The organism is Azospirillaceae bacterium (genome assembly GCA_028283825.1).
Taxonomy (GTDB): domain Bacteria; phylum Pseudomonadota; class Alphaproteobacteria; order Azospirillales; family Azospirillaceae; genus Nitrospirillum.
The window spans coordinates 1,750,225-1,776,869 of record JAPWJW010000003.1 but is presented as its reverse complement, the minus strand read 5'-3'; the positions used below and the strand labels follow the sequence as shown (position 1 = coordinate 1,776,869).

Below are 26,645 nucleotides of genomic sequence, written 5' to 3'. Positions count from 1 at the left end.
CTTTTGGTTGTGCGGTTTGGGCGAGGGCACGTCCTTTTGCGCAGCTTTACAAGGAAAGGTCATCTACGTAAGGTTGCTCTTCTGGGCGACGCACATTTATGGTGCGACGCGACGATGGGAATAGAACGATATCGTTGAGGAAGATGGGCCGGGTGCTGAAAGCCACCGGTTCGGCGCTGATTTCGCATGCCTGGCACCGCCCCCGCGGTGCGACCGAAGGAGGCGAGACTGACCCGCATTCCATTCAAGTCGACCGACGGCTTTGATTGCAGCGTCGTGCATTTCAGTGAAAAGGCCGGAACCTTGGGACCGCTGGTGCTGGTGCACGGCGCGGGGGTCCGCGCCAACATCTTTCTACCGCCGACGCGCCCCACCGTCGCGGCGTACCTGGATGCGGCGGGCTACGATGTCTGGCTGATCAATTGGCGCGGCAGCATCGACGTCAAGCCCAACCCTTGGACCCTCGCCGAAGCGGCGGTGAAGGACTATCGCCCCGGCACCGATCTCATCCTGAAGGAAACCGGCGCGCAATCGCTGAAGGCGGTCATCCATTGCCAGGGCTCGACCAGCTTCATGATGGCGATCACGGCGGGCCTGTTGCCGGAATACACGCACGTGGTCAGCAATGCCGTGTCGCTGCATCCGATCGTGCCCGCACTGGCGCGCCTGAAGTCGCAGATCACGCTGCCGACCCTTGGCAAGTTCATCGACTATCTCAATCCGCAATGGGGCATCTCCGCCCCGGCCGGCTGGCCGAAGGTGATCGACTGGTATGTCCGGGCGATGCACCACGAATGCAACAACGCGGTCTGCAAGCATTCGAGCTTCACCTTCGGCGCCGGGTTCCCGACGCTGTGGCAGCACGAGAATCTCGACGACCCAACCCATGAATGGCTGAAAGGCGAGTTTGCCAACGTCCCGGTGACCTTCTTCCAGGAGATGGGCCGCTGCATGGCGGCCGGCCACCTGGTGAGCGACGGCACCTATCCCGAACTGCCGCGCGACTTCACCGCGCAGAAGCCCAGGACCAACGCGCGGTTCGCCTTTCTCGCCGGTACGCTCAACCACTGCTTCAAGGCGGAGAGCCAGCGCAAGACATGCGACTTCCTCAACTCGTTTGAGCCGCGCCGCCACGCCTACCACGCGTTTCCGGGCTACGGCCATCTCGACATTTTCATCGGAAAGAATGCGGCACGGGACGTCTTCCCAACCATCCTCGCCGAACTCGACCAGAGCTGAAGGGGGCCGTCCCGTGTCCGTTCCCAGCCGACAGAACCGCCTTGCAGGACGTTTCGCCTTCGTGGACGGCATTCATTTCACCATGCCGGTGGATTCGACGGAGTCTTCCGCCGTGATTGCCGCCTTCCCGATCGACTGGGAGGCGGCGCGGCGGCTGATTCCGCCGGGCGACGTTCATCCGTTCCGCCTCTGGCGCAAGGGCCTGCTGGTGGTGACGGTGGTGGACTACCGCAAGACCGACATCGGCGCCTATATCGAGTACAGCATCGCCATCGCCTGCACCAAGGGCGCGCGCCCCGGGCCGCCGCTCCTGCCCGCCGTGTTCCAGGGTATCTACGGCACCGGTCAGTACGTCCATGACCTGCCGGTTTCGTCGGAAGTCTCGGTCAAGGGCGGCAAGGGCATCTGGGGCATGCCGAAGCACCAGGCCAGCCTCGATTTCGTCACCGGCAGGAAGTGGGTTTCCAGCCAGTACGATCTCGACGGCCGGATGGTCTCCCGCTTCGATGTGCGCATGCCGACGCGCTTCTGGTTCCCCATGGACATGGGGGCGGCCAACTACTGCACCTTTCGCGGCATGATGATGAAGTCGCTGATCTATTTCAAAGGCAAGGCCGGGATCCATCTTTTCAACCCGTCGGCGGCGCGCTTCGTCCTCGGCGACCATCCGCGCGCCGATGTCTTGCGTTCCCTGTCGCCCAGCCCGCACCCGATCTTCGCCGCCTATGTCCCGAACGTGCGCGGCGTGCTCGACGACTATTTCGAGAGCTGGTTCGTGACCGAGGAGACCGAGCCGCAGAAGCCGCTTTCGGAAGGGTTGGAGACGACCTACGGCCTCGGCATCACCCAGACGTGGCTTGCCCCGCCGAACCGCGATCCGAACTTCGATCTCGACAAGGATTGAACCATGCCCAGGCTGCTGCTGCTTAACAACTGCACGCTATTCCTGTTCTGTTCGATCTATCTCGGGACCGGCGTGTCGCTGGTGTTCTTCCAGTTCCCACTGGAACCTAAGTTAACCATCGACAACTATTACATGCCGTTTGTCGAACCCGTCACGCTGGCGACGAAATTCTTTACCTATATGACGGTGCTGATGCTGATCACGGCCGCGATCATGCTGATCACCGAATGGTTCACCGGCCTGAAATGGCCGCCGCTGATCGTGCTCGCCGGGGTCATCGCCGCGACCTTGCTCACCACGCAGTTCATCCTGCCGCTGAATGATCGGCTTGCCGCCGGGATCACGAACAGCGCCGACCTGAAGTCGATCTTCCACGAATGGGCCAACCTCAACCGGGTCCGGGTCGCGCTCTGGGCGGTGCAGTGGCTTGCGATGATGTATTATTTCTATGCCCTGGTCCTCACGGCGAGGGCTGACCGATGAGCGAAAGCACACTCCGCCTCCTGCTGCTCGCGATCGCGGCCATAACCTTCCTCAGCGGACTCACCCAGTGGGTCGCGCCGGGCTTTGTGCTTTCGGTGGTCGCGGCCGATACCAGCGCGCTGTCGCGGCAATTGTTCGCCACCGTCGGCATGTTCATGCTGATCACCGGCGGGATGTTCTTCCAGAGCCTCCGCGCCAACTCCCCCGAGCCGGCGATTCCGTTCTGGATCGCGGCGCAGAAGAGCTTCGCGGCGGCGCTGGTCGCCTATGCCGTCTTTGAGGGCATCTTCCTGCCGATATCCCTGGGTGTCGCCGCCCTGGACGCCCTGAGCGGCGTTCTCGCCTTCCTGTACTGGCGGCGGGTGCGATGAGCCAGACGATCCGGCTGCTCGCCAGCCTCTTCCAACTCGGCTACAGCCTGATGTTCCTGTTCGTCGGGCTGGCCGGCATTTTCGCCGCGCGCTGGGAACTCGTCACGGTGTTCGGCCTGCCGGATCCCGGCACACTGCCGGAGCATGGCGGCACCTTCCTGGCGCAATACCGCTTCCTGAAGAGCATAGAGCTCTGCAGCGGCATCTTCTGTCTTTCCTGCCGTGGGCCGATCCTCGCCGGCAAGCCGCCCGCCCTGCTGTTCCTGGCCATCGTCGGCGCGGGCGTCGTGGCGCGGGCCATCGCCTGGTTTGCCGACGGGCCGCCGAACCTCACCTTCGCGACCTTCCTGGTGCTGGAAGCGATGACCTTCGTGCTGGTCGCACTGAGCTTGTGGAGCCGCCATGCCGGGCCCCGATGACGTCCCGATCGCTGCGTCGCCGCCCAACCGGCGCGCGCTGATCCTTCCCGGCGGCGGCATGCGCGTCGCTTATCAGGCTGGTGCGGTCAAGGCGCTGCACGACCACGGACTGCGCTATTCCTTCGCCGACGCCGCTTCCGGCGGTACGATGAACCTGGCGGCCCTGCTCTCGGGCGTTTCGCCCAATGATCTCTGCCGGCGCTGGCGCACGCTCGATCCGCGGGGCTTTGTCTCGCTGGCGCCGCTCGGCTCGTACCTGCGCTTTCCCAACATCGCGGCCTTCGGCGGCTTCCGCGGCCTGACCGACCGCGTTTTCCCGCATCTGGGCATCAACATCACGCGGATGCGGGCCGCCGCCGCGCCGCGCGCCACCTTCAACGTCTGCCGGTTCGACGACAAGATCGTGACGCCGATGCCGCATTCCGCCATGGAACTGCCGCTGTTGCTGGCCGGGGTGTCGTTGCCGCTGATGACGCCGGCGGTCCGGCACGCAGGACACACCTATACCGATGCCGTCTGGATCCGCGACTGCAACCTCATGGAGCCGGTGAAGGCCGGCGCCAATGAGCTTTGGATCGTCTGGTGCATCGGCAACACGCCGGTGTTCCATGACGGCGCGCTCAACCAGTATGTCCACATGATCGAGATGAGCGCGCTGGGGGCGTTGAACGACGACTTCGCCCGGATTGACGCGCTTAACCGGCAGATCGCCGAGGGCGAACGGCCTTACGGCCATGACCGGCCGATCACCGTGCACCTCATCCGGCCGGATACGCCGATTCCGTTGGACCCGGATTACGTGCTTGGCCGGGTCGATGGCGACACCCTGGTCGATTGCGGCTATCGCGACGCCGCCCGCTATTTGGCGTCGGTGCCGCAGGGTGGGATCGCGCTCGACCCGGGCGCGACCAGGATGCGGGAACCGGGCCAGGGTCTTTCCTTCCGCGAAGCCATGACCGGGCGCATTACCTTTGGCGAGACCGACCCGGCGACCGGTGCGCACAATCGGAACGGCGTGCCGGTCGTGCTGCATGGCGCGATCGATATCCGCGACATGGCGGGGTTCATCGCCGATCGGACGCATTCCGGCGAGATGGTCGGCCACATCTACAGCCCGCGGCTCGGCGGGGTGCTGCCGGCGACCGGCGCGGTGTTCCGCCTGTTCTCACCGAGCGGCGACCCGGCCATGACCGAGATGGTCTATGAGATGGGATTCCGGGGCGAGGGCCTCCGGCAATACTGGCTTGCCGGCCGCAAGACGGTCCGCATCGGATCGCCGCTCAACCTGTGGCGCGATACCACGACCCTGTTTGTGACCCTGCACGAAGGTGGTGACCGTTCCGGCCCGGTGGTCGCGGCTGGCGTGCTTTCGCTTGGCGTGTTCGATCTTTTTCGGCTGCTGGCGACCGTACAGGCCAAGGGCTGTGGGGGGCTGTGGCAGAAATTCACGGTGATCGCCAGGTTCAGTCGATTCTTCGCAGGCCAACTCTGGCGCACCTACGTCCGCGCCAGGCCGGTGGCATAGGGCGGCTGCGGAAAGACGGGGCACGGAATGGAGTGGCGCGCATGACCGGGTTGGATTTCGAAACGGTGGTGATCGGCACCGGCTTCGGCGGCGCCATCGCGGCCTGTCGCGCCGCCCGGAAATGGCCGGGCAAGGTATTGGTGCTGGAACGCGGAAAACGCTATCCGATGGGCGCCTTTCCCAGGACGCCCAAGGGCATCGCCGAGAATTTCTGGAACCTGCCCAACGAAGATCGCGGCCGGCCGGCCAAGGTGCCGAAACGCCAGATGCACGGCATGTTCGACGTCAGGACCTATAACGGGCTCGACGCCGTGCTCTGCGCCGGGGTCGGCGGCGGCTCGCTGATCTACGCCAACGTGTTCCTGGAGCCGCCTGACGCCGTGTTCGCGCAGGGCTGGCCGGCGGGATTGGATCGCGCCGCGCTGGCGCCCTATTACGCGGTCGCGAAATCGGTGCTCGGCGCGCGGCCCATCCCCGACATGGCGGAGCCCCGGCGGCGCATCACCCGCACCGAGATGTTCCAGCGCGTGGCCCGCGAGCAGAAGCGTGAGACCGCGCTTGCGGACATCAACGTCTTCTTCGGCAACGACTACGACACGCCGTTGCCGATCGGCGAGCAGGCGCGGAACCGCTATGGGGCATTGCAGACCTCCTGCACCTATTGCGGCGAATGCGACGTCGGCTGCAACACGCATTCCAAGAACACCGTCGATCTCAATTACCTCCATGTCGCGGAGCATCGCTACGGCGCGAAGGTCCTGACCGAGACCCTGGGCACGGAGATCGTCCCCCTCGACGCCGCCGGTGCGGAGGACCGGGCGGCGGCGGGCGAGCACGGCTATCGCGTCAGCTATCTTGATCTGGCGAGGGGCACGCGCCAGACGGTGACCGCCGCCCGCGTCGCGGTCAGCGGCGGCGCGCAGGGGACGACCGAACTGCTGCTACGCTGCCGCGATCTGGCCCGTACCCTGCCCGGGATCTCCGCCGAGGTCGGCCGGCGGTTTTCCGGCAACGGCGACTTCCTGTCCTTCGTGCTTGCCAGGAAGGGCCAGGCCGATCCCAACTACGGCCCGGTGATCACCCAGTACACCGACTACAACCTTCTGGAAAACTTCAACCGCACCCACGCCTTCATCCTGGAGGACGCGGCATTTCCGGCGTTCGCCTCCTGGTACCTCGAAGGCGCGCGGCCGGCCTTCACGCTTTTTCCGGCGATCCATGGCGCGCTGCGGCATCTCTATTCCCGCTGGGTCAAGGGCGCTTCGCTGGGCCGCCTGGGCTTCTTCTTCAGCGATCTCCTGAAGCACGACATCGCATCACGGGCGAGCGTGCTGCTTTTCATGGGCCTGGACACGGGCGAGGGCACCATGACGCTGAACGCGAACGGCTATCTCGACATCGACTGGCCGGTTGCCAACAGCATGCCGCTCTACCAGGCGATCGACGCGGCGACCAAGGCCTTCGGGGAACGGATCGACGCGGAAGCGGCCTTCACGCTGCCGACCTGGTGGTGGCCATTGCGGCGGAACATCACCGTGCATTCGCTGGGCGGGTGCCGGCTCGCGGACGATCCCGCCCAGGGCGTCACCAATGCCGCGCGCGACCGGTTTGGCGAGGTTTTCGGCTATCGCAACCTCTATGTCGCCGACGGCGCGCTCATTCCGACCGCCGTGGGCGCCAATCCGGTGGCGACCATTTCGGCGCTTTCCGAGATGGTCGGCGAGGCGATGACCGGCCTGAAACCCGACAGTGATCTCTAACGCGTCAGACGTGGCCCGAATCCAGGCTGGGAGGAAAGCAATGTTCAAGCCCGCAAGCATGACCCGCTGGTATCATCCGCCACGCCTGCTGGGGATTGCCTTGCGTGCACTGGTTTCCGGCCTGTTCGGCGAGTTCGCGGACCGCCGCGAAGCGATGGCCGCATCGCGAAGGATCAGCCCCACGGCGCTTGATCCCACATATCGCTACCAGGTCGCCGATGGCGAATCCTTCTGGTTCGACTTCATGGCCGACACCGGTGACGGCTGGAACTCGACCTATGCGATCGCCCGACTGCTGGCCGATCCCGATCTCAGGCCGGCGCCGCTTTCGGGGGCGCCGGTGCCGGAACCGCTGCCGATCGGCCGGCTGTTGGTGATGGGCGGCGACCAGGTCTATCCGACCGCCTCGCGCGACGACTACCGGCGCAAGCTGATCGAACCGCTTGAGGCCGCGGCGAAGGCCGTGCCCGGTGCCCTGTCGCCCACGACCCATGACCTCTATGCCATCCCGGGCAACCACGACTGGTACGACGGCCTGACCTCCTTCCTCGGCGTGTTCTGCGCCCGCCGCCTGCCGGGCGCGTTCAACCAGCCGCACAAGGGGCGCGACATCGGCGGCCGCCGCACCCAGCAGACCCGGAGCTATTTTGCGCTCGAACTGCCGCATGGCTGGTGGCTCTGGGGGATCGACATCCAGCTCAGCGGCTATGTCGACCAGCCGCAGGTCGATTTCTTCGACCATGTGGCCCGCAAATGGATGCCGCAAGGCTCCAAGCTGATCATCTGCACCGGCCAGCCGGAATGGGCCTATGTCGGGGCCGACCCCGAGCATTGGAAGACCTTCCGCAACTTCAGCTACCTTGAAAGCCTGGCGACGCTGGCCGGCCGCGACCATCAGGTGCGCCTGGTGCTGAGTGGCGACAGCCATCACTATGCCCGCTATAGCGAAGGCGACCGGCACTACATCGTCGCCGGCGGCGGCGGCGCGTTCCTGCATCCGACCCACCAGCTCCGGGAAAAGAACATCTTCAACTACGCGTTCCCGCCGCCCGGCGTGACGGCGACGCCCGGCGCCCGATACCAGCGGGCCTTTCAGCTCAACAAGACATTTCCAAGCCAGGCGGAGTCCAGGTGCATCGCCTGGAAAAACCTGTTCTTCGCGCTCTATAACCCGGACTACTGGGCGACGCTGGGCGGTGCCTGCGCCCTGTTCGCCTGGCTGCTGAACGCCAACGCCATTGCGCAGGGCACCGATCTGGTCTCGGCCCTGCGGGGTGCTGGACCGGGCAACTGGGGTGCCGCCTGCTGGGCGTATTTCAAGCTGGTCTTCGCCTCGCCCTGGCCGTCGCTGCTGGGCTTGGCGGCGGCCGGCGGGTATTGCGCCTTCGCCAAGCCTTACGGCCAGTTCGGCGGCCTGGTGCGTGGGTTGGCGGGCTTCCTGCATGCCTTGGTCGAACTCATCATCGTCATCATCGCCACCATCCTGCTGGCCTGGTATCTGCCCGGCGGGCAGTGGGTCCCATGGATGATCCTCGCCATCGGCATCGTGGGCGGCCTGCTGGCGGCGACGGTCATGGGGATCTACCTGCTGATCAGCCTGAACGGCTTCAAGCTGCATTGGAACGAGGCGTTCTCGTCGATGCGGATCGAGGGCTACAAGAATTTCCTGCGCCTGAAAATCGATCCAAAGGGGGACCTGACGGTCTACCCGATCGGTCTTGTGCGCACGCCGGCGGATGACGGCAGGACACCGCGCAACCCGCCGCTGGCGCCCAGGCTCATTGAAGATCCGTTCAAGATCTGACCGCCGGCGCGCGGGCGATGGTGGCGCCCCATAAGGCGGGCCGCCCGATGCCCAAATAATCCTGGACCGCCGCTGCCACCGTCACCACCTCAAGGTGCGTGGGCGCGTTCAAGGACGGGAAGGGAACGGGGCATGATGGCGGATGACGGCTTGATGAACCGCGCCGGGAAGGAAACGGCGGCGGATCAGGCGGATGCCGGCCATGAGGCCTCCCCCACGGGACCCCACAAGGTCTCCGACATCCTGCTGGATCTCGCGGCCGACACGGGGCGTGAGCGCATCGCCATCACCGATTTGCTGACGGCGCTCAGCGACCGGGCGGTGGGCGCGCTGATCTTCGTGTTCGCCGTGCCCAACGTCCTGCCGACACCGCCCGGCACCTCGGCCGTACTGGGCCTGCCGCTGGTGTTCCTGACGGCGCAGCTGGCCCTGGGCCGCCGGCCCTGGCTGCCGCGCTTCATCGCGGGGCGGTCGCTGGCGCGCAAGGATTTCGCGGCGCTGATGGGCAAGGTGGCGCCCTGGCTGGCCAAGGCGGAACGGCTGTTGCGGCCGCGCCTGGGCGTGTTGGCCCGCCCGCCGCTGGAACGGGTGGCGGGTGCCGTCTGCTTTCTGCTGGCGCTGATCCTGTTCCTGCCCATCCCGTTGGGCAATATGCTGCCGGCGCTCGCCATCTGCCTGGTGGCCTTGGGCGTGCTGGAACGCGATGGTGTGTGGGTGTTGTTGGGCCTGGGCACCGCCGTCACGGCCGTCGCCGTGGTCTGGGGCGTGTTACTGGCCCTGATCAAGAGCGGGCTGTTCCTGCTGGAAAACGCGCTCGGTCTGTAACCCGGGAAATTAAGCTCAGTAGGTCAGAGTGACGGTCACGGTGTCGGTATAGGCGCCGGGGGCGACATACTGGCTGGCGGGGATGCGGCCATAGACGTTCAGGGTCTGCAGGCTGCCGTTGCCGGTGCCGGCCGTGGTGTTGGTGCCGACGGTGTTGCCCCAGACGGTGGCGCGCGAGGTGTCCTTATAAAGCGAGTAACCCAGCGTGTTGCTGCCGCTGCCGGCCATCAGGCGGGTGGCCGTGGTGGCGCCGGAGGTGGTGCCGTTGTCCAGGGCCACGGTGTAGGTGGTGCCGTTGGTGCAGGTGACACCCACGCTGGTGCTGCCGTCCAGTACGGCGTTGGAACTGTAGTTGCCGAAGGCCAGGGCCGAGGCTGAGACGGTGCACAGCGACAGCACGGTGGCCGACACGGCGATGGTGGCGCTGGCGGTGGTGGCCTGGGCCTGATGGGGGCCGATACCGGCGGCCAGGAGTGAGAGAACGGCAACGGCGCCCAGCAAGGCCTTCACAGGGCGCTTAGCGATTATCTGGTGCGGTCGCATGTTTTTCTCCATCGGTTCTGGTGAGGCTCACCTTGACCGACGGAGGTTTTTAAATATTTAAAACAAAGGGGTACGAGCGAATTACCACCAAAGGGTTGTATTCGCGGTCTATGTCGTTCGGAATAGAGATGGATCAGTAGGTTAGGACGATCACCGTACCCGCGGCGGGGTTGGTGGCATCGGCGGCCGTGGCCACGATCCTATCCGTCGGGTTAGAGGCGGCATTAACCGTAACCGTGCCGCCGTCCCGCCGCACGATGGCCCCGCCCTGCACCGACACCTGGTAGGGCGTGGCCAGGTCACAGCTGACGCCGACATCGGTGCGCACATCGGTGCCCGTGTCATGCGGACTGGCCTGGTGGGTGGAGGTGACCGTGCAGGTGGACACCACCGTGGCACTGACCAGCAGGCTGCCCTTGGCCATGGTCGCGGCGTGGCCCATCGCCGGCAGGGCGGCGATCATCAGCAGCGACAGAAATGCCAGGGCGCGGAGCATCGGTTCGGAACGATCGGTTCGGGGTCCGCCGCAAAGGCGTATGCCTTATGGCGAGTTGTTAATTAACGTGTTTACGTTGGGTGCCATTCCAAGTCAACGGCATGAAAACAAGGCCTGACATGCAGTACGGTGGAGGCATCGTTTAAATCAATTAACCCTGAATAAGGTTAACATGAATTAATGCTTAACGTCTTCAATTTGATCATTCGCGCTTGCTGCAAAGTGAAACGGCCCATGGTCGCGATCTTTCGCCCTATGCTTTAGGCGTGGTTATTGGCGCGCACGCAAAACGCCGCGATCGCGGCCGCCCGATGAGCGATCGCGATAATATCAATGAAATCATGCCGCAGGGGGGAATGGCCTCAATAGGCCAGGGTTATGGTGATGGTGTCGGTATAGCTGCCCGGCACGCTATTCTGGCGGGCGGTAATGCGGCCATAGGCGAAGTAGCTGCGGTTCACAGCGGTTAACACGGCCAGCAGATAACCGTCGGTGACGGTGCTGGTACCGCCCGTCCCGTCCCCCCAGGCCTTGGTGTAAAGCTGGTCGGTATAGATTTGATAACTCATGGCATTGGTGCCGGAAACCAGCGTCCGGGCCGTCTGCACCCCCGATAGGCCCGGCGACAGGGTGACGGTGTAGGCGACCAGCAATTGCACCGCCCCCTGGCAACTGACGGAGACGGAGGCGCTGGTGGTGTTGGCCGTGGCCACCGTGGGGTCATAGGTGCCGAAGGCCAGGCCGGTGGCCGAGGCCGTGCAGGTCTGCGCCCCGGCGCCGCCCGGCGTCAGCCATAAGCAGAGTGCCAGCAGCAGGAACGGCCATGGCGGTCGGCCGGCGATCATGGCGCCCCCCCTTGGGCGCCGTCGGCGTGGCAGACCAGGGCGCCCAAATCCGGTATTTCACCCGGCACGGGAGCGAAGGTCAGGCTGGCATGGCAACGGCCGGTGGGCGTGCGCACGGCCAGTTCCTCCCGCCCCTCATGAAGGTCGGACAGGAACACCGCCCCTTCATACCCCACGGGGAATTGCCGCCCGGTGCGGGCCAGGGTGACGGCGGTGCCGACGGGCAGGTCCGCGCCGGCCTCGTCCACCAGCCGGGCGGTGGCGTTCTGGCCCCGGGCGATGGAAAAGACGGTGGTGCCGCCCATGCGGGCCTTGGGCCGGACGATGTGCACCAGGCTTTCGGCGTCCACGTCGGCCGGCAGGTCGGCCGGGTCGATGGCGACACGGTTGGCCTGGTACGACGGCAGGGACGGCAACAGCAGATAGCCTTGCCCGTCGGTCTTGCCCACCGGCCGGTTTTCCTGCAGCACGGTGATGTCGGCCAGGCCATGGGTGTCCACCACGGTGAAGGCGTCGTCGATGGTGCGCGAGGCGAACATGCCCTCGGGCAGCACCACCAGGGCGCCGCGCATGCCCAGGCGGCCGCCGGTATCGTCCGCCAGATGGTCCACGGCGCCCGACAGGTCGGCCCAGGACGTCAGATAGTTGGCCTGCACCATCTGGCGGGAGATCTGGTTTTCGGTGACATAGGCCTGCCAGCCCAGATCGCCCGTCCGGGTGGCGCCTTCGCCGGCCTGCGCCTGCAGGCCCCAGCGGTGGTTGCTGCTTTGCGCCGACACGCTGCCCGACCCGGCGGTGCCCAGCCGGATGGTCAGGCCCAGCAGGGCGCTGAAGGAGCCGGTGCCGGCGAAGTCCTGGTTGGCGGAGGCGTAGAAGCTGATGTCCGGTCCCAGTTGGCGGGTGTATGTCGCGGACAGCACCCGGGCGTCGCCCACCACCTGCGCCGCCGTGTCGGGCAGGACGCCGGCGAAGGACACGGCGTTGCCCGACAGGGTGCCCGAGGGCGTGACGGCCAGCAGCGTCTGGCGGATGTCGGCATAGGCGACGTGGAACGATCCCCAGGCGCCCAGCGACAGGCCACCGCCCAGGCGGATTTCCCGCTTGGGCACGGGGTCGTTGGCGGTGGACGGCACGTCGGCGTACCGCGCGATGGTCTGGGTCAGCGATGCCGAAAAGCTGAAGCGATGGTCGTTATGCTCCACCGCCACGCCGAACTGGCTCCCGCCACCCCTCATGCTTCCGCCGAAACCCTGGCTGCCGGACAATGAGGCGGTGATCAGCGCGAAACCGCCCACGGTGGTGGCCACCCCCACGCCCGCCAGGCCCACGGTGGGGGCGGCCTCCGCGTGGGCCTCCAGCGTCAGGGTGGCGGTCAGGCCGTGCCGGACGGAGGCTACGCCCGCCCAATCGCGATAGGCGTCGCCCGACAGGCCGTAGTTCTGGCGCAGCCAGCCCGTCTCCAGCGAATAGTCGGTCAGGCCGGGTTTCAGCAGGTTGGGGCTGACGTAGAAGTTCTGGGACTGCACCGTCTCGCGACCCTGGGCGTCGCGCACCACCACCTGGATGTTGTCGACGCCGGTGATGATGGGTGGGTCACGCAGTTCGAACGGGCCGGGTTCCACCGCCTGGCTGATCTGGCGCACGTTGTTGACGAACACGTCCAGGGTGGACGGCACCGCGGCGCGGCCCGACAGGTCGGGCAGGGGGAAGGTCACCAGGTCCGGGCGGGTGGAGAAATCCGACCCCCAATGGAAACCACCCATGCGGAAGGGCCGCGACCAGGAGGGCCCGTTGGTGATGAGGTCGCCCACGCTCCAACCGCTGCGGTCGGCGTCATCGCTGTGGCGGAACACCGTCTCCAGCCGGTTCACGCGGCTGTCACCCGCCCCCGCCTGGGCCGACAGTCCGGAGGACAGGATGCCGTAGGGGGTGAAGATGCGGCTATCCAACAGGCCGCTGGCCGCCGTCTCGCCATTGGCGGTGACGCCCAGCAGATCGTAGTTCACCACCGCGCCATAGGCGTCGCCGTCATCGCTTGTGGTCGCCCCTCGCTCCCCGCCGCCGCCCACCAGATTGGGGCGCAGGGCGCTGTCGGTGGCGGTGATGCGCAGCACCTGGGCCTGGCGGTCGATGTCCAGGCTGACGCCCGGCAGCTTGGACAGCGGCACCAGCAGGGCGGTGTCGCCGGCCGTACCGGAGGGCGCTTCCCTCAGGCCGAACTGGCGGATGTCCTCCGGTTGCACCAGGATGTCGCCGCCGCGCTCCACCGCGTCCACCACCAGATCCAGCGGCCGGCCGTTCAGGATCACGTCCAGGATCAGGTGCTGGTCTTCGGAAGCGGCGCCTGGGGCGGGGGGTGGATCCGTCCGGGGGATGTCCTGCGCGCCGGCCAGGCCGGGATTGCCGATCGCCGCCGCCGTCATGGCGGCCACCAGGCAGCACGTGACTGTGCGCCGGCCATTACGGCGCGCCGGCAATGCGGATGACCTCACGCACCGGCCCGCTGTCGCTGTCGGCCGTCAGCGTGGCCGTCTGTCCGGCCTTGAAGATGGGCGCCTTCTGGCCCTCGGCCGGGGGCCCCAGGGTCCAATGCCGCTCCGCATCCGGCAGGACATAGGGATTGGCTGGCGGCTCGGCCTTGGCGCTGGCCCCATCAGGCAGGCTCACCACGGCGTTGACCAGGCGCACGCGCCGTCCGCCGGTGTTGCCGATCACCAGGCTGGCGTTCCCTTCGGCGTCCAGGGCGATGTGGAAATCGGGCTTGGCCGGCACCGGCGTGGGCGGGCTGGCGAAAATGGGGACGGAGATGCGCAGGGCGAAGCGCACCGCCTGGCCATCCGACGCCGGTGGCAGTTCGTCCAGGATCAGGCGGTAGCTGGTTTCCCGGTCCTTGGGCGGCTGGCGCAGCAGGATGCGGATGGTCTGCGACCCGCCGGCCGGTATCTGGAAGATGGACGGGCTGACGGTCAGCGCGTCGGTCTTGTCCAGCTTGTCCTCATTGCCGGTCTGCGACCAGGCGAAGCCCCGGATCTGCACGGCGGCCAGGTCATTGCCCCGGTTGGTGACGGTCAGCACCGTGGTGGCCGCCCCCGCCATCTCCACGATCACCGGCGCGATCTCCAGCGTGGCGGCGTGGGCAGGGGCGCGCATCCCGAACAGAAAGAGGCCCAGGGCCAGTAAAGATGCCGCCAGGCGCCCTAAACGACGCCCATCCGCAGTTTCAAGCTCAGTCACGCCCAATGCTGAAGGCATCATCTACCATTGTGCTGATGCAACAAGGTCTATGGTCGCGGGGAACGGCGGTAATGACGGGGTGCGGCGGCCCGCCCCCGTTTCTCAAATCCGCTGAAGGCGGGGGGCGGATCACGGAAAGACAGGCCGGTAAGGGACTGATATCCCGAAAGACTAGTGCCCGGGTTTTTTGGTTGTCAACGGCAATCGCTTAACCCTTAAGGGTTGCCGCGCGATCAGCGCGTCAGTGCGTGCCGGCTGCCGACTTCTCGATGCGGTTGATGTGGTCCAGCCCGGGCAGGATCTCCGACCGCACGAACTCCACCCGCTTCATGGGGCCGCCGCCGCCATGGGGGAAACGGCCCTTCCACAGCGCCATCTTGACCGCCAGACCGCACAGCACGCCGCCGATGGTGACGTGGTGTGCCGATATCTGGGCGCGGACGGACCGGAAGCTGTCGGCGTTGATGTCGTTCCAGAAATCCTTGCTGCGCCGGTCGAACGCCTCGAACCGCCCGGTGATCGAGGTGGTGATGCCGGTCAGCATGCGCATGACCTCGCTGATCATCTTCATCATCAGGCGGTCGCGGCTGACCATCTCGCTCTTGGTCGCTTCGCTGACCCAGGCCATGAACTTCTCGACCTCGGGCACCAGGCCGTCCAGGCAACTGCGGAAAAAGGCCAGCGACAGGAACACGTCGCCGTATTCCTCCAGGAAGTTGGGGATGTCCTGCAGCTGGACGTTCAGCTTCTGCGACAGCAGGGTCAGGTTGCGCAGCGCCTCTTCCCGGTCGGGATTGGCCAGGAGGGAAAACAGGTCGGCGATGTCGTTGATCGGCCGCTGCTCCGACCCATAGACCTGCTGGATCAGGGGCAGGGTGAAGTCACGCATGTAGCTGGTCAGTTCCAGCCGCTTGCCGCCCGACAGGCGCAAATAGTTGACGTCCTCGATGGGGATGCCCAGGCGGCGCAGTTCGATGCGCAGGCTGTAGACGTCATAGCTGTTCAGTTGGGTCAGGCGGTGGATCTGCGCCATGTCGGTGCGCATCTCCCGGGCGTGTGACGGGTACATGGCCGCCAGATGTTCCGGGTTCACCTGGCCGCTGCCGGCGGACCGGTCCTGGAACACTTCCACCACCGTTTCCAGGCGCGCGTTCTTGATCAGGCGGGCGCGTTTCAGGCCCGGCGTCTGGATGGGGATCATGCCCAGCGGCAGGATATGCAGGGCGTCGCGGTCACCGTCGTCGAACAGGCCCTCATCCGCGTCCGTCGCCACGACGACACCACCCGGCGGATCGTCGGGGGAGGGCACGTTCACGTCGGACGGGGCGGATGACATTGATTTTAAAGCCTTGGGGGCGATTTGGGGACGGCGGGCAGGGGGGACGCGGGGGCCCGCCCGCGACCCTGCGTCAGGTATAGACGGCGGGGAGTGTGGTCAAGGGCGGCGGCAGGGAATTAAACGACAGCCCATCTGTGGTGGCAACCCACCCCAGCCCCTTGGATATTTGCACGCGAACGACCCGGTCGCATAGAGTGACACACATGTACAAGGTGTAGGCCTTGGGAGTGTTCTCGCCAATGGGCTGCCAATGGGCCGCGTGCCGTTAAGGTGCTTGTGGGAATGCCGCCCTGAGGGGCGGTGGATGGGCGGTGGGTCATGCGCCGGTCGGTGACGGTCGCCCTTCTGGCCCTGGCCGCCATGCAGGTTGCCCTGTCGGGCCTCGACATGCGCGCGGCCTGGATGCGGGCCGATGACGCCCGCGCGGCCGGTGCCGTGGCGGCGGTTGCCCGTACCCTGCTGGCGGCGCAGGACGCGCAGTCGGCGCAATGGACGGCCATGGTCCGGGCCCTGAGGCATGCGGCACCGGCGGATGCCTCGGCGGCTGAGGATTTGGACCAGGCGCGGCAACGGGCGGATCAGGCGCTGGACCGGGGGTTGGAGGCGTTGTCCGCCCTTCCGGCCGGCTCCGGATATCACACCTCTGTTTCTGATGGCGGGGACTGGGCGGCCGCCGTGCAGCGGGTGGTGGGCGCCCGCCAGGAACTGGCCGGGTTGCGCCGGGCCGTGGATCAGGCACTGCACCAGCCGGTGGCCGGCCGTGATCCGCCAATGCTGAACAATTGGTTGGCGGGCGAACGCGCGCTCAGCGTGGCGGAGGGGCGCCTGATCCGGCAACTGACGGTCGCGGCCGGCCCTGCCGCCATGCAGGCGGCGGACGCGCTGGCCCTGCGCCGCGATGCCGAGACCGCCTGGGTGGCCGCGCTGGCGCCGGCCGCGGCGGATGGTGCGGCGAGTGGCCGGGCGGTGGCGGTACATCTGTTTCAGGATTCCGGCCCAACCGTGCCGACTTCCGATGAGTTGTCCATCGCCGCGGCGCGATTCGCCACCGCGTTGGCCGGGCCTGATACGGTTGCCGGGGACCAGGCCGGCATCGCCGCCTTGGCCGGCATCAGCGCCGTGGCCGATGGCATCCTGCGCCGCTGGGCCGAGGCGCCGGTGCCGGGTCCGAAATGGGCGGCGCTGAAGGCCGGGGGGCCGCTGCTGCTGGCGGCGGGGCTGACCCTTGCCATCCTGCTGGCCCTGCGCCGGGGGGTGTTCGATGCCGTGGCCCGCACCGCGCGCCTGATGCGCGACCTGGCCGAGGGGCAGGTGACGCAGGCCCCCACGCTGGCGCCCCGGCTGGGTGGCGACCAGGCGGTGGCGGAACTGCACGCGGCCCTGGCGCTCTACTGGTCCCACGCCCGCCGGATCGAGCGTGAGACGCAGCGGCGGGAACGGGCGGAACGCCTGCTGACGGTGGAGCGCAAGGTGCTGGGCATGACGGCCGGCCGCGCGCCCCTGTCCTCCGTCCTGGCCGCACTCTGCTCAGGCATGGAGGCGGAGCTTGAGGGCGGCCTCTGTTCCATCATGCTGGTGGATGCCGATGGCGGCCGCATCTACACCGGTGCCGCACCCAGCCTGCCGCAGGCCTATGTCCGCGCCATCGACGGCCTGGTGCTGACGGGGGAGCGCGGGTCCTGCGGCACGGCCATCGTCCGGCGTGAGCCGGTGATCGTCACCGACATCGCCCATGACCCGCTGTGGGCGGAGTTCCGCGAGGTGACCGCCGCTGCCGGCCTGGCCGCCTGCTGGTCCCTGCCCATCATGGCGGGCGACGGCCAGCCCCTGGGCGCCTTCGCCGTCTATTTCCGCACCCCGCGCTCGCCCGAGGGCTGGATGCTGGATCTGGCCCGGCGTGCCAGCCGCCTGGCTACCGTCGCCATCTCCGCCGAGCGCGCGGCGGACGAGGTGGAACGGGCCAAAGGCCGCCGCCGAACTGGGCAACCGCACCAAAACGGAGTTCCTGGCCAACATGAGCCATGAACTGCGCACGCCCCTGAACGCCATCATCGGCTTCGCCGAGGTGCTGGAGAACGACTTGCGCCTGGTGCCCAACCAAGCGACCAACACGGGCTACGCCGGCGATATCGTGGCCAGCGGCCGCCACCTGCTGGCCATCATCAACGACATCCTGGACGTCTCGAAGATGGAGGCGGGCAAGGTCGAACTGCGGGAACGGGTGTGCGACCTGGGCGCCCTGGTGGCGGGGTGCGAACGCATCGCCCGCGCCCGCGCCATGGAAAAGCGCATCGACCTGGCCATCGCCCTGGCGCCCGGCCTGCCGCCCCTGCTGGCCGACGATGTGAAGGTGAAGCAGATCCTGCTCAACCTGCTCTCCAACGCGGTGAAGTTCACCGACAGCGGCGGCACCGTTACCCTGACGGTCACCATCAATCCTGAGGCGCAACTGGTCATCGCCGTCACCGACACCGGCATCGGCATCGCGGCGGAGGATTTGCCCAAGGTCTTCGTGCCCTTCCAGCAGATCGACAACGTCTATGCCCGCACGACGCAAGGCACGGGCCTGGGCCTGTCCCTGTCCAAGGGGCTGGCGGAATTGCACGGCGGCCGGCTGGAGATCGCGTCCACCCTGGGGCGGGGAACCACCGTGTCGCTGATCCTGCCCAGCCAGCGCCTGCTGACCGGCGGCATGGGGGATGAGGCTCGCCCTAACGCCCTGCCGCCCGGCGTGCTGGCCGCTGCCTTGGGGCGCGCTGAAAAGGCGGGGAACTGATACGCGCGGCATTTGATCGTGACCGATAAAATGCCCCTCAGTCGCCGGGCGCGACCATCCGGTCGCTTGGCTTCCTCGCTTTCCAGTCCGCTACGCTCCCCGGAAATCTGCGGCGGCTGCGGTCGGGGCCTACAGCGGCACGAGTCAAAATTTCGTGCCGCTGGTATGAAAAAAGCCCGAGGGCGGCGCCCCCGGGCTTTTTTTGTGCGGAACCAATCCGGCGACGGATCAGATGTAGTAGGAGGCCAGCGGTGAGAAGCCGTTGAAGTTCACCGCCGAATAGGTGGTGGTGTAGGCCCCGGTCGCCAGGATGTCGATCTTGTCGCCGATGCGCAGGTCCACCGGCAGGGGGTAGTCGGTCTTCTCATACAGCACGTCGGCGCTGTCGCAGGTCGGGCCGGCCAGGATGACGGGCTCGGCCGGGCCGCCGTCGTGGGGGGTCTGGATCTTGTACTTGATGGCCTCGTCCATGGTCTCGGCCAGGCCGCCGAACTTGCCGATGTCCAGGTAGACCCAGCGGCGGTCGTCGCGGTGCGACTTGCGCGAGATCAGCACCACTTCCGACCGGATCACGCCGGCGTTGCCCACCATGCTGCGGCCCGGCTCGATGATGGTCTCGGGCAGGCGGTTGCCGAAGTGCTTGCGCAGCGAGTCCTCGATGGCGTTGCCGTATTCGCTCTCGCTGGGGATGTCCTTCAGGTAGCGGGTGGCGAAACCACCGCCCATGTTGACCATGCGCAGCATCACGCCCTTTTCTTCCAGGTCGCGGAAGATCTGGGCGGTCTGCGCCAGGGCGAAGTCCCACTGGGTCAGGTCGCGCTGCTGCGAACCGACGTGGAAGGACACGCCGTAGGGCACGACGTTCATGGATGCGGCGGCCAGCAGCAGCTCCGTCGCCATTTCCGGCTCGCAACCGAACTTGCGCGACAGGGGCCAGTCGGCACCCTCGCCCGAGGTCAGGATGCGGCAGAAGACGCGGGCGCCGGGGGCATGCTCGGCGATCTTCTCCAGCTCTTCCATGCTGTCGAAGGCGAACAGGCCGATGCCCAGCGCGTGGGCGCGGGCGATGTCCGACGCCTTCTTGATGGTGTTGCCGAAGCTGACGCGGTCCGGCGTGGCGCCGGCCTGGAGGCAATACTGGATTTCGGGAATGCTGGCGGTGTCGAAGCAGGACCCCTGCTCGACCAGCAGCTTCAGGATCTCGGGCGCCGGATTGGCCTTCACGGCGTAGAAGATGCGCGCCTCGGGCAGCGCTTCGTGCAGCTTGTCGTAGTTGTTCGCGACCACGTCCAGATCGACCACCAGGCAAGGGGTGGCGGGGGTGTTCTCAGCGAAAAAACGGGCGATCTTCTCGGTCATCTGCGACTCCGAGGCCAAACGGCGTATCAGGGGATGGAATGGGAATGGGGGTTTAACCGGGCAATGGCCCGGGTCCGTTCAAGCGTGCCAGTAAAGCGGCCGGCCCAAACGGGTCAGATACTGAAACTATCCCCTGGCGGCGCCAGCTGCGCGCAAGCTTCCGGACCGGTCTGCTGGCAGACGGTCTGATCATGGGCCGTCAAACCGTTGTTCACGGTGCGACCGAAGGATCGAGGAAAGGCGGGCGCATGCCCACCAACAACAACATCAACCATCGTAGCCTCCAATTCGCCGCCTTGCTTAAGGGACGGACGAGGATACGCGTTACGTCGTTGCATAACCCGTCGGCGGACCATTCCGCCTGGGGCCATAGGCACGTGCGCTGCGACTAAGCGCTATATAAAATGGAACGGCGGGGTTGAATAGCGATTTTTTGCGGGTCGGCGCCCCTCTGCGGCGACATGGCCGATTCATCGCAACGGCATGGCTTCCGCCATAATTCGGCAAGGCCGGGGGGATGGCCGGCATTCGACACAAATCTCAATTTCGCCACTTTTGAGGCCCAGTTTGGCCATGTCGCGATGGCCTTATGCGCATAGAGGACGACGCGACATTGACCCCCTGCCGGGGTTGGCTAGCACTCCCGCCCGGTCTCCCCCGACCGGCCTACCGGAGGTGTCCTCTCCAGCCTGCCCCGGCTGGTACCCCAAACGGCCACCGCACCTGCCCCCCGCGGTGGCCGTTTTCTTTTGTGCCGCGCCGTTCCCTCAAATGCCGGGCGCCAGCATCCGCTGGCGTGGCTGTCCTCCCGTTTCGGTCCGCTTCGCTCCCCAAAACGGTCCGGCGGTCGCAGTCGCGACCTACAACGGCATGAGAAAAAGCCTCATGCCGTTGATTTGCGGGATTGATCCAGCGCTTTGTCGCGGCAGGGCCAGCGGCCTATAGTCCATGCCTCCGCATATATGAGGCGCCCCCCTACCCATGACCCCGCCCCCGCAGCATCCCACCGGCGCCTTCACCGGCCGCGACCTGCTGTGCGTGCGCGGCGGGCGGATGGTGTTCCAGGATCTGGACTTCGCGCTGGATGCCGGTGGCTGCCTGACCCTGCTCGGCCCCAACGGCAGCGGCAAGTCCAGCCTGCTGCGCCTGATGGCCGGGCTGCTGAAACCGCTTTCCGGCACGCTGGCGTGGGAGGGCGCGTCCCTGCGGGAGGATCCGGAGGCGCACCGCGCCCGCCTGCACTATGTCGGCCACCTGGACGCGGTGAAGGCCAGCGTCACCTGCCGCGAATCGCTGGCCTTCTGGTCGGGCCTGCGTGGGCCGGCGGATACGGGCCACGGTGGATGCCGCCCTGGCGGCCTTCGCCATTGATGCCATCGCCGACGTGCCCGGCCGTTTCCTGTCGGCGGGCCAGCGGCGGCGCCTGTCGCTGGCCCGGCTGGTGGCGGCCCCGGCGGCGCTGTGGCTGCTGGACGAGCCCACGGTGGGCCTGGACCGGGCGTCGGTCGCTTTGCTGGAGGGCGCCATCGCCCGCCATCGCGCCGCCGGCGGCCGGGTGGTGCTGTCCACCCATATCGACCTGGCGGCGCCGGGTGGCGCCGTCCTGGACCTGGGCGACTTCGCCCCCGCCGGCGATGACGAGCTGGATGATGAGGACGCCGCCTGATGGTCCGCCTGATCCTGCGCGACCTGCGCCTGGTGCTGCGCCAAGGCAGCGATGCCACCGCCGCCCTGATGTTTTTCGTCCTCTGTGTGGTGCTGTTCCCCTTCGGCGTGGGGCCGGAACCCAATGTCCTGGCCCGTATCGCCCCCGGCGTGCTGCTGATCGCCGCCCTGCTGGCGGCCTTGCTGTCGATGGAGCGCCTGTTCCAGGGGGATTTCGAGGACGGCAGCCTGGAACTGCTGCTGCTGTCGCCCCTGCCGGCGGAACTGGTGGCGGTGGCCAAGGTGGTGGCCCACTGGCTGGTCACCGGCCTGCCGCTGATGATCGTGGCACCCTTGCTGGCCCTGCTGCTGCGCATGCCGGCGGGATCGCTGGGCCTGCTGGCGGGCGTGCTGGCCCTGGCCACGCCCCTGCTCAGCCTGATCGGTGCCGTGGGGGCGGCGCTGACCCTGGGTGCCCGGCGCAGCGGCGTGCTGCTGCCCCTGCTGGTGCTGCCGCTCTATATCCCCGTGCTGATCTTCGCCGCCGCCGGCCTGGACGCCGGCCTCAGCGGCCTGTCACCCCGGCCGCACCTGCTGCTGCTGGGCGGCATGCTGTGCGGCGCCCTGGTCTTGGCCCCCCTGGCCATCGCTGCGGCGTTGCGGGCGGCGCATGAATGATCAGCAGCAGGCAGGCCTGCCGCTGTAGGACGCGACTGCGTCCGCCGGAGATTTTCGGGGAACCGAAGGTGGACTGGAAATCGAGGAAGCCCAGCCGGCGGATGCCGGCGCCCGGCGATTGAGGGGGGAATGACAAACATTCGCCCAGTACATCATTAGGCCTGATCCACATCAATTCATGGTGTGGGGCGGTGGCAAAGGGCGGGGGAAGTGGTACATAACGGGGCATGCATCGCTTCGCCAACCCCGCCCGCTTCCTGAAGATCGCCAACGCCGTGCTGCCCTGGGCCGCGGGCCTGTCGGCGGTCTGCTTCGTGGCGGGGTTGTATCTGGCGCTGGTGGCCTCGCCGCCCGACTATCAGCAGAAGGACACGGTGCGCATCATGTACATCCACGTGCCCGCCGCGTGGATGAGCATGTTCACCTACACCACCATGGCCGTGGCCGCCGCCGCGGCCCTGGTGTGGAAGCATCCGCTGGCCGAGGTCTACGCCAAGGCCGCCGCCCCGCTGGGCGCCGGTTTCACCGCCCTCTGCCTGCTGACCGGGTCGCTGTGGGGTGCCCCGATGTGGGGCACCTGGTGGGTGTGGGACGCCCGCCTGACCAGCGTGCTGGTGCTGTTCTTCCTGTACCTGGGCTACATGGCCCTGGTGGACGCCTTCGACGACCCGGCGCGGGGTGCCAAGGCCGGCAACATCCTGCTGCTGGTGGGGGCGGTGAACGTGCCCATCATCAAGTTCTCGGTGGAATGGTGGAACACCCTGCACCAGCCGGCCAGCGTCTTCCGCCTGGGCGGTCCCACCATCGCCGCCAGCATGCTGTGGCCGCTGCTGATCCTGGCGGTGGCGTTCCAGAGCTATTTCGTGGCCGTGGTCATCCTGCGGGTGCGGGCCGGTTTGCTGGCCCGGCGGGTGCAGACCCTGAGGCTGGGACAAGTTGGCTGACGGCCCCGGGACGGTGGCCGTGATAGCCTTGCATTTCTGTGATTGGCGGTTGCCGCTGTTTTCGAGAGTGTGATGGACGGGTTCCTGTCGATGGGCGGATACGCCGCCTATGTCTGGTCATCCTACGGGGCTGCCGCCTTGGTCCTGGTGGGCCTGTTGGCGCTCAGCCTCACGGGGCTGCGCCGCGTGGAACGCACGCTGGCGGCACTGGAACAGGCCCAGCCCCGCCGCCGGCGCGGCAAGGCCGCCGCGCCCACCGTCACGCCCGCCACGGAAGGTTCATCCGGGGGGGCGGCATGACCCGCAAGCGCCGCCGCCTGATGATCCTGGTGCTGGCCCTGCTGTGCCTGGGCACCGCCACCGCGCTTACCCTGTCGGCCTTCCGCGACAACATCGTCTTCTTCTACAGCCCGTCCGACCTGGCGGCCCGGCCGCCGGGGGCGCGCACCGTGCGCATCGGCGGCCTGGTGGAGGCCGGCAGCCTGAAGCATGACGCCGGCATGACCGTCACCTTCCAGGTGACCGATACCGCCCGGTCGCTGCCCGTCACCTACACCGGCATCCTGCCCGACCTGTTCCGTGAGGGGCAGGGCGTGGTGGCGGAGGGCAAGCTGGGTGCGGACGGTACCTTCGTCGCCACCGAACTGCTGGCCAAGCATGATGAGAAGTACATGCCGCCCGACGTGGCCGACGCGCTGAAGCGGGCGGGGCACCCCGGCAAGCCGGGCGAGAACGCCCCCGTCGCCGCGGGGGAGGAACACCAGACCTCCACCCTGCGCACCAATCCCTGATCCTTCGGCCGCCCGGATAAACCCATGATCCCCGAGCTTGGACATTACGCGCTGGTGCTGGCGCTCAGCCTGGCCCTGATCCAGTCGGTCGTGCCCCTGTGGGGGGCGGCGCGCGGCAAGATGGCGTTGATGGAGGTGGGACGCACGGCGGCCTACTGCCAGTTCGCGGCCTTGGCGCTGGCGTTCGGCGCCCTGGAATACGCCCACATCGTCTCGGACTTCAGCGTCCTGAACGTCGTGCAGAACAGCCACACCGACAAGCCCATGCTCTATAAAGTGGCCGGCGTCTGGGGCAACCACGAGGGCTCGCTGGTCCTGTGGGTGCTGATCCTGGCGCTGTTCGGCGCCCTGGTCGCCGCCTTCGGTCGCAACCTGCCGGCATCCCTGCGCGCCCGCGTCCTGGCGGTGCAGGGCATGATCGGCGTCGGTTTCCTGCTGTTCATGGTGGAAACCAGCAACCCCTTCACCCGGGTGGATCCGGCACCCCTGAACGGTCATGACCTGAACCCGCTGCTGCAGGACCCGGGCCTGGCCTTCCATCCGCCCTTCCTCTACCTGGGTTATGTCGGCTTCTCCCTCTGCTTCTCCTTCGCTGCCGGCGCGCTGCTGGAGGGGCGGGTGGACGCCGCCTGGGCGCGCTGGGTGCGGCCCTGGACCCTGATCGCCTGGTCGTCGCTGACCCTGGGCATCGCCATGGGGTCGTGGTGGTCCTACTACACCCTGGGCTGGGGCGGCTGGTGGTTCTGGGACCCGGTGGAAAACGCCAGCCTGATGCCCTGGCTGGCTGGCACGGCGCTGCTGCATTCCGCCATCGTGGTGGAAAAGCGCGACACGCTGAAAAGCTGGACCATCCTGCTGGCCATCATCACCTTCGCCTTGTCGCTGATGGGCACCTTCCTGGTGCGCTCCGGCGTGCTGACGTCGGTCCACGCCTTCGCGTCCGACCCGGCGCGCGGCGTCTTCATCCTGGCCCTGCTGGTGGTGGCCACCGGCGGCGCCCTGCTGCTCTATGCCGTGCGGGCGCCGGTGCTGAAGGCCGGCGGCCTGTTTTCCCCCATCAGCCGCGAGGGTGGGCTGGTGCTGAACAATCTGCTGCTGTCCACCGCCTGCGCCACCGTCTTTCTGGGCACGCTCTACCCCCTGTTCATGGACGCGGTCGGTGGCGGCAAAATCTCCATCGGCCCGCCCTTCTTCAACGCCACCTTCCTGCCGCTGATGGTGCCGCTGATCGCCGTCATGGCGTTGGGCCCGATGCTGTCGTGGAAGCGGGCGGACCTGGCCGGTGTGCTGGGCCGCCTGTGGATCGCCGGTGTGGTCGGCGTGGTCGCGGCCCTGGCCGGCCTGTGGCTGGCGGGCACCAAGCCGGTGCTGGCGCTGCTGGCCCTGGGCCTGGCCGGCTGGGTGGTCATGGGATCGATGGTTGAGGTGGTGGAGCGTATCCGCCTGTTCCGCATCCCGCTGGCCGACAGCCTGCATCGCGCCCGCCACCTGCCGCGCGGCGTCTGGGGCACGGCCCTGGCCCATGCCGGCATGGGCGTGGCGGTGGCCGGCATGGTCGGCACGTCGGCCTGGACGGCGGAGGCCATCCAGGTGCTGCACATCGGGCAGTCGGTGGACTTGGCCGGCTACAGTTTCCGCCTGGATGACGTGGTCGAGGCGCCGGGGCCCAACTACACCGCCCGGCGCGCCCAGCTGACCGTCACCCGCCACGGCGATTTCGTGGCCAAGCTGGCGCCGGAGCAGCGCTTCTACCCCGTCACCCGCATGACGACGACTGGGGCTGCCATCCACACCAATTTCTTCAGCGACCTTTACGCTGTGGTGGGTGAACCGGCGCCGGACGGCACCGGCTACAACACCCGTTTCTACCGCCACCCGCTGGTGCCGTGGATCTGGGTGGGCGCCATCCTGATGATGGCCGGCGGCCTGGTCAGCCTGTCCGATCGCCGCCTGCGCGTGGGCGTGCCGCAAAAGCGCGCCGCCGTTCCGGCCGCCGTCGCCCCCGCCGAATAAGGGCCCCCGCATGCGTCGCCTGATGTTCCTGATTCCCCTGGTGCTGTTCCTGGGTCTGGCCGGCTGGTTCGGCGTGCGCCTGAAACAGATGGACCGGGGCGACACGCCCGACATCCTGCCGTCGGTCATGATCGACAAGCCGGTCCCGGACTTCGACCTGCCGCCCCTGGTGGACGGCCAGCCGGGTGTCGCCTCCACCGGTCTGGGCAACGGCAAGGTCCAGCTGGTCAACTTCTGGGCCAGCTGGTGCGCGCCCTGCCGGGTGGAACATCCCCTGCTGCTGAACATGGCGGGGCAGGGCATCGACATCCGCGGCATCGACTACAAGGACAAGGCGGCCGACGGCCAGGCCTGGCTGGCGCGCGAGGGCAACCCGTTCAGCGCCGTCGCCATGGACTATGACGGCCGCACCGCCATCGATTTCGGCGTCTACGGCGTGCCGGAGACCTACGTCATCGACCGCCAGGGCCGCATCCGCTATCGCCAGGTCGGCCCCATCACCCCGCAGGATCTGCAGAACCGCATCCTGCCCCTGATCAAAGAGCTGTCGAAATGAGGTGGGGGCCAATGACACGCGCGGTGTTTGATCGTGACCGCTCAAACACCGCCCCTCAAACGCCGGGCGCCCGCATCCGCGGGCTTGGCTTCCTCAG

The 26,645-nt window shown here is 67.3% G+C and carries 24 protein-coding genes and 1 pseudogene; 18 read left to right on the top strand and 7 right to left on the bottom strand.

What is annotated here, in order from left to right; genetic code table 11:
* Nucleotides 1-186: 186 nt before the first annotated feature.
* The 9 genes from PW843_20020 (at nucleotide 187) to PW843_19980 (ending at nucleotide 9,330) form a co-directional block, all read left to right on the top strand.
* Nucleotides 187-1,239, top strand: coding sequence for a hypothetical protein (locus PW843_20020; GenBank protein ID MDE1148860.1), 1,053 nt, complete (start codon nucleotides 187-189; stop codon nucleotides 1,237-1,239).
* Between the two features lie 13 nt (nucleotides 1,240-1,252).
* On the top strand, nucleotides 1,253-2,143 hold the full coding sequence (locus PW843_20015) for an acetoacetate decarboxylase family protein (GenBank protein ID MDE1148859.1): 891 nt from the start codon (nucleotides 1,253-1,255) through the stop codon (nucleotides 2,141-2,143).
* Between the two features lie 3 nt (nucleotides 2,144-2,146).
* Nucleotides 2,147-2,626 (top strand): hypothetical protein, encoded by a 480-nt coding sequence (locus tag PW843_20010; protein ID MDE1148858.1) that lies wholly within the window; start codon nucleotides 2,147-2,149, stop codon nucleotides 2,624-2,626.
* Entirely contained in the window at nucleotides 2,623-2,997 is a 375-nt protein-coding gene (locus PW843_20005) for a hypothetical protein (GenBank protein ID MDE1148857.1), read from the top strand. Before PW843_20010 ends, PW843_20005 begins: the two co-directional genes overlap by 4 nt.
* Entirely contained in the window at nucleotides 2,994-3,416 is a 423-nt protein-coding gene (locus PW843_20000; protein MDE1148856.1) for a hypothetical protein, read from the top strand. Before PW843_20005 ends, PW843_20000 begins: the two co-directional genes overlap by 4 nt.
* On the top strand, nucleotides 3,400-4,941 hold the full coding sequence (locus PW843_19995) for a hypothetical protein (GenBank protein MDE1148855.1): 1,542 nt from the start codon (nucleotides 3,400-3,402) through the stop codon (nucleotides 4,939-4,941). Before PW843_20000 ends, PW843_19995 begins: the two co-directional genes overlap by 17 nt.
* A gap of 41 nt (nucleotides 4,942-4,982) precedes the next feature.
* Nucleotides 4,983-6,701, top strand: coding sequence for a GMC oxidoreductase (locus tag PW843_19990; GenBank protein MDE1148854.1), 1,719 nt, complete (start codon nucleotides 4,983-4,985; stop codon nucleotides 6,699-6,701).
* 40 nt (nucleotides 6,702-6,741) lie between these two features.
* Complete coding sequence (locus PW843_19985; GenBank protein ID MDE1148853.1) at nucleotides 6,742-8,505, top strand: hypothetical protein; 1,764 nt, start codon at nucleotides 6,742-6,744, stop codon at nucleotides 8,503-8,505.
* 132 nt (nucleotides 8,506-8,637) lie between these two features.
* Nucleotides 8,638-9,330, top strand: coding sequence for an exopolysaccharide biosynthesis protein (locus PW843_19980; protein MDE1148852.1), 693 nt, complete (start codon nucleotides 8,638-8,640; stop codon nucleotides 9,328-9,330).
* A gap of 15 nt (nucleotides 9,331-9,345) precedes the next feature.
* On the opposite strand, the gene PW843_19975 is transcribed toward PW843_19980, so the two are convergent.
* The 6 genes from PW843_19975 to PW843_19950 all read right to left on the bottom strand — a co-directional run bounded on the left by PW843_19975 (nucleotide 9,346) and on the right by PW843_19950 (nucleotide 15,784).
* On the bottom strand, nucleotides 9,346-9,873 hold the full coding sequence (locus PW843_19975) for a spore coat U domain-containing protein (protein MDE1148851.1): 528 nt from the start codon (nucleotides 9,871-9,873) through the stop codon (nucleotides 9,346-9,348).
* A gap of 133 nt (nucleotides 9,874-10,006) precedes the next feature.
* Nucleotides 10,007-10,369, bottom strand: coding sequence for a hypothetical protein (locus PW843_19970; protein ID MDE1148850.1), 363 nt, complete (start codon nucleotides 10,367-10,369; stop codon nucleotides 10,007-10,009).
* Between the two features lie 362 nt (nucleotides 10,370-10,731).
* The gene (locus tag PW843_19965; protein ID MDE1148849.1) at nucleotides 10,732-11,214 is read right to left on the bottom strand and encodes a spore coat U domain-containing protein; all 483 of its coding nucleotides are present in this window, start codon (nucleotides 11,212-11,214) and stop codon (nucleotides 10,732-10,734) included.
* A complete protein-coding gene (locus PW843_19960) occupies nucleotides 11,211-13,637 on the bottom strand; it encodes a fimbria/pilus outer membrane usher protein (GenBank protein MDE1148848.1) in 2,427 nt (808 codons plus the stop codon). Before PW843_19960 ends, PW843_19965 begins: the two co-directional genes overlap by 4 nt.
* 37 nt (nucleotides 13,638-13,674) lie before the next feature.
* Nucleotides 13,675-14,364 (bottom strand): fimbria/pilus periplasmic chaperone, encoded by a 690-nt coding sequence (locus PW843_19955; GenBank protein MDE1148847.1) that lies wholly within the window; start codon nucleotides 14,362-14,364, stop codon nucleotides 13,675-13,677.
* 325 nt (nucleotides 14,365-14,689) lie between these two features.
* Nucleotides 14,690-15,784 carry a hypothetical protein gene (locus tag PW843_19950; protein MDE1148846.1) on the bottom strand — a complete coding sequence of 365 codons (1,095 nt, stop codon included), beginning with the start codon at nucleotides 15,782-15,784 and terminating at the stop codon, nucleotides 14,690-14,692.
* 333 nt (nucleotides 15,785-16,117) lie between these two features.
* On the opposite strand from PW843_19950, the gene PW843_19945 reads away from it, so the two are divergent.
* Together PW843_19945 and PW843_19940 are read left to right on the top strand one after the other, a co-directional pair.
* Complete coding sequence (locus PW843_19945) at nucleotides 16,118-17,812, top strand: GAF domain-containing protein (GenBank protein MDE1148845.1); 1,695 nt, start codon at nucleotides 16,118-16,120, stop codon at nucleotides 17,810-17,812.
* Complete coding sequence (locus tag PW843_19940) at nucleotides 17,802-18,563, top strand: ATP-binding protein (protein ID MDE1148844.1); 762 nt, start codon at nucleotides 17,802-17,804, stop codon at nucleotides 18,561-18,563. The genes PW843_19945 and PW843_19940 overlap by 11 nt, the downstream gene beginning before the upstream one ends.
* Nucleotides 18,564-18,791: 228 nt before the next feature.
* On the opposite strand, the gene PW843_19935 is transcribed toward PW843_19940, so the two are convergent.
* Nucleotides 18,792-19,922 (bottom strand): type III PLP-dependent enzyme, encoded by a 1,131-nt coding sequence (locus PW843_19935; protein MDE1148843.1) that lies wholly within the window; start codon nucleotides 19,920-19,922, stop codon nucleotides 18,792-18,794.
* A gap of 981 nt (nucleotides 19,923-20,903) precedes the next feature.
* Here PW843_19935 and ccmA point away from each other — a divergent pair.
* From ccmA to PW843_19900, 7 genes and pseudogenes are all read left to right on the top strand, one after another.
* Nucleotides 20,904-21,588: pseudogene (gene ccmA, locus PW843_19930) on the top strand (heme ABC exporter ATP-binding protein CcmA).
* Nucleotides 21,588-22,244 carry a heme exporter protein CcmB gene (gene ccmB / locus PW843_19925; GenBank protein ID MDE1148842.1) on the top strand — a complete coding sequence of 219 codons (657 nt, stop codon included), beginning with the start codon at nucleotides 21,588-21,590 and terminating at the stop codon, nucleotides 22,242-22,244. Before ccmA ends, ccmB begins: the two are co-directional and overlap by 1 nt.
* A 227-nt stretch (nucleotides 22,245-22,471) precedes the next feature.
* A complete protein-coding gene (locus PW843_19920) occupies nucleotides 22,472-23,188 on the top strand; it encodes a heme ABC transporter permease (GenBank protein ID MDE1148841.1) in 717 nt (238 codons plus the stop codon).
* A gap of 72 nt (nucleotides 23,189-23,260) precedes the next feature.
* On the top strand, nucleotides 23,261-23,488 hold the full coding sequence (ccmD, locus tag PW843_19915) for a heme exporter protein CcmD (GenBank protein MDE1148840.1): 228 nt from the start codon (nucleotides 23,261-23,263) through the stop codon (nucleotides 23,486-23,488).
* Nucleotides 23,485-23,979 carry a cytochrome c maturation protein CcmE gene (ccmE, locus tag PW843_19910; GenBank protein MDE1148839.1) on the top strand — a complete coding sequence of 165 codons (495 nt, stop codon included), beginning with the start codon at nucleotides 23,485-23,487 and terminating at the stop codon, nucleotides 23,977-23,979. Before ccmD ends, ccmE begins: the two co-directional genes overlap by 4 nt.
* Before the next feature lie 24 nt (nucleotides 23,980-24,003).
* Nucleotides 24,004-25,992 (top strand): heme lyase CcmF/NrfE family subunit, encoded by a 1,989-nt coding sequence (locus PW843_19905; GenBank protein ID MDE1148838.1) that lies wholly within the window; start codon nucleotides 24,004-24,006, stop codon nucleotides 25,990-25,992.
* 10 nt (nucleotides 25,993-26,002) lie between these two features.
* On the top strand, nucleotides 26,003-26,548 hold the full coding sequence (locus PW843_19900) for a DsbE family thiol:disulfide interchange protein (protein ID MDE1148837.1): 546 nt from the start codon (nucleotides 26,003-26,005) through the stop codon (nucleotides 26,546-26,548).
* The last annotated feature ends 97 nt before the right edge of the window (nucleotides 26,549-26,645 follow it).

Bases quoted from the DNA above. Each gene is read 5' to 3' on its own strand.
- ccmE (MDE1148839.1), top strand. From the start codon at position 23,485: ATGACCCGCAAGCGCCGCCGCCTGATGATCCTGGTGCTGGCCCTGCTG.
- PW843_20020 (MDE1148860.1), top strand. From the start codon at position 187: ATGCCTGGCACCGCCCCCGCGGTGCGACCGAAGGAGGCGAGACTGACC.
- PW843_19940 (MDE1148844.1), top strand. From the start codon at position 17,802: ATGAGCCATGAACTGCGCACGCCCCTGAACGCCATCATCGGCTTCGCC.
- PW843_19965 (MDE1148849.1), bottom strand. From the start codon at position 11,214: ATGATCGCCGGCCGACCGCCATGGCCGTTCCTGCTGCTGGCACTCTGC.
- PW843_19935 (MDE1148843.1), bottom strand. From the start codon at position 19,922: ATGACCGAGAAGATCGCCCGTTTTTTCGCTGAGAACACCCCCGCCACC.
- PW843_19970 (MDE1148850.1), bottom strand. From the start codon at position 10,369: ATGCTCCGCGCCCTGGCATTTCTGTCGCTGCTGATGATCGCCGCCCTG.
- PW843_19995 (MDE1148855.1), top strand. From the start codon at position 3,400: ATGCCGGGCCCCGATGACGTCCCGATCGCTGCGTCGCCGCCCAACCGG.
- PW843_19955 (MDE1148847.1), bottom strand. From the start codon at position 14,364: ATGCGCGCCCCTGCCCACGCCGCCACGCTGGAGATCGCGCCGGTGATC.
- PW843_19990 (MDE1148854.1), top strand. From the start codon at position 4,983: ATGACCGGGTTGGATTTCGAAACGGTGGTGATCGGCACCGGCTTCGGC.
- PW843_20005 (MDE1148857.1), top strand. From the start codon at position 2,623: ATGAGCGAAAGCACACTCCGCCTCCTGCTGCTCGCGATCGCGGCCATA.
- PW843_19960 (MDE1148848.1), bottom strand. From the start codon at position 13,637: ATGACGGCGGCGGCGATCGGCAATCCCGGCCTGGCCGGCGCGCAGGAC.
- ccmB (MDE1148842.1), top strand. From the start codon at position 21,588: ATGGTCCGCCTGATCCTGCGCGACCTGCGCCTGGTGCTGCGCCAAGGC.
- PW843_20010 (MDE1148858.1), top strand. From the start codon at position 2,147: ATGCCCAGGCTGCTGCTGCTTAACAACTGCACGCTATTCCTGTTCTGT.
- PW843_20000 (MDE1148856.1), top strand. From the start codon at position 2,994: ATGAGCCAGACGATCCGGCTGCTCGCCAGCCTCTTCCAACTCGGCTAC.
- PW843_19905 (MDE1148838.1), top strand. From the start codon at position 24,004: ATGATCCCCGAGCTTGGACATTACGCGCTGGTGCTGGCGCTCAGCCTG.
- ccmD (MDE1148840.1), top strand. From the start codon at position 23,261: ATGGACGGGTTCCTGTCGATGGGCGGATACGCCGCCTATGTCTGGTCA.
- PW843_19920 (MDE1148841.1), top strand. From the start codon at position 22,472: ATGCATCGCTTCGCCAACCCCGCCCGCTTCCTGAAGATCGCCAACGCC.
- PW843_19950 (MDE1148846.1), bottom strand. From the start codon at position 15,784: ATGTCATCCGCCCCGTCCGACGTGAACGTGCCCTCCCCCGACGATCCG.
- PW843_19980 (MDE1148852.1), top strand. From the start codon at position 8,638: ATGATGGCGGATGACGGCTTGATGAACCGCGCCGGGAAGGAAACGGCG.
- PW843_19900 (MDE1148837.1), top strand. From the start codon at position 26,003: ATGCGTCGCCTGATGTTCCTGATTCCCCTGGTGCTGTTCCTGGGTCTG.
- PW843_19985 (MDE1148853.1), top strand. From the start codon at position 6,742: ATGTTCAAGCCCGCAAGCATGACCCGCTGGTATCATCCGCCACGCCTG.
- PW843_19975 (MDE1148851.1), bottom strand. From the start codon at position 9,873: ATGCGACCGCACCAGATAATCGCTAAGCGCCCTGTGAAGGCCTTGCTG.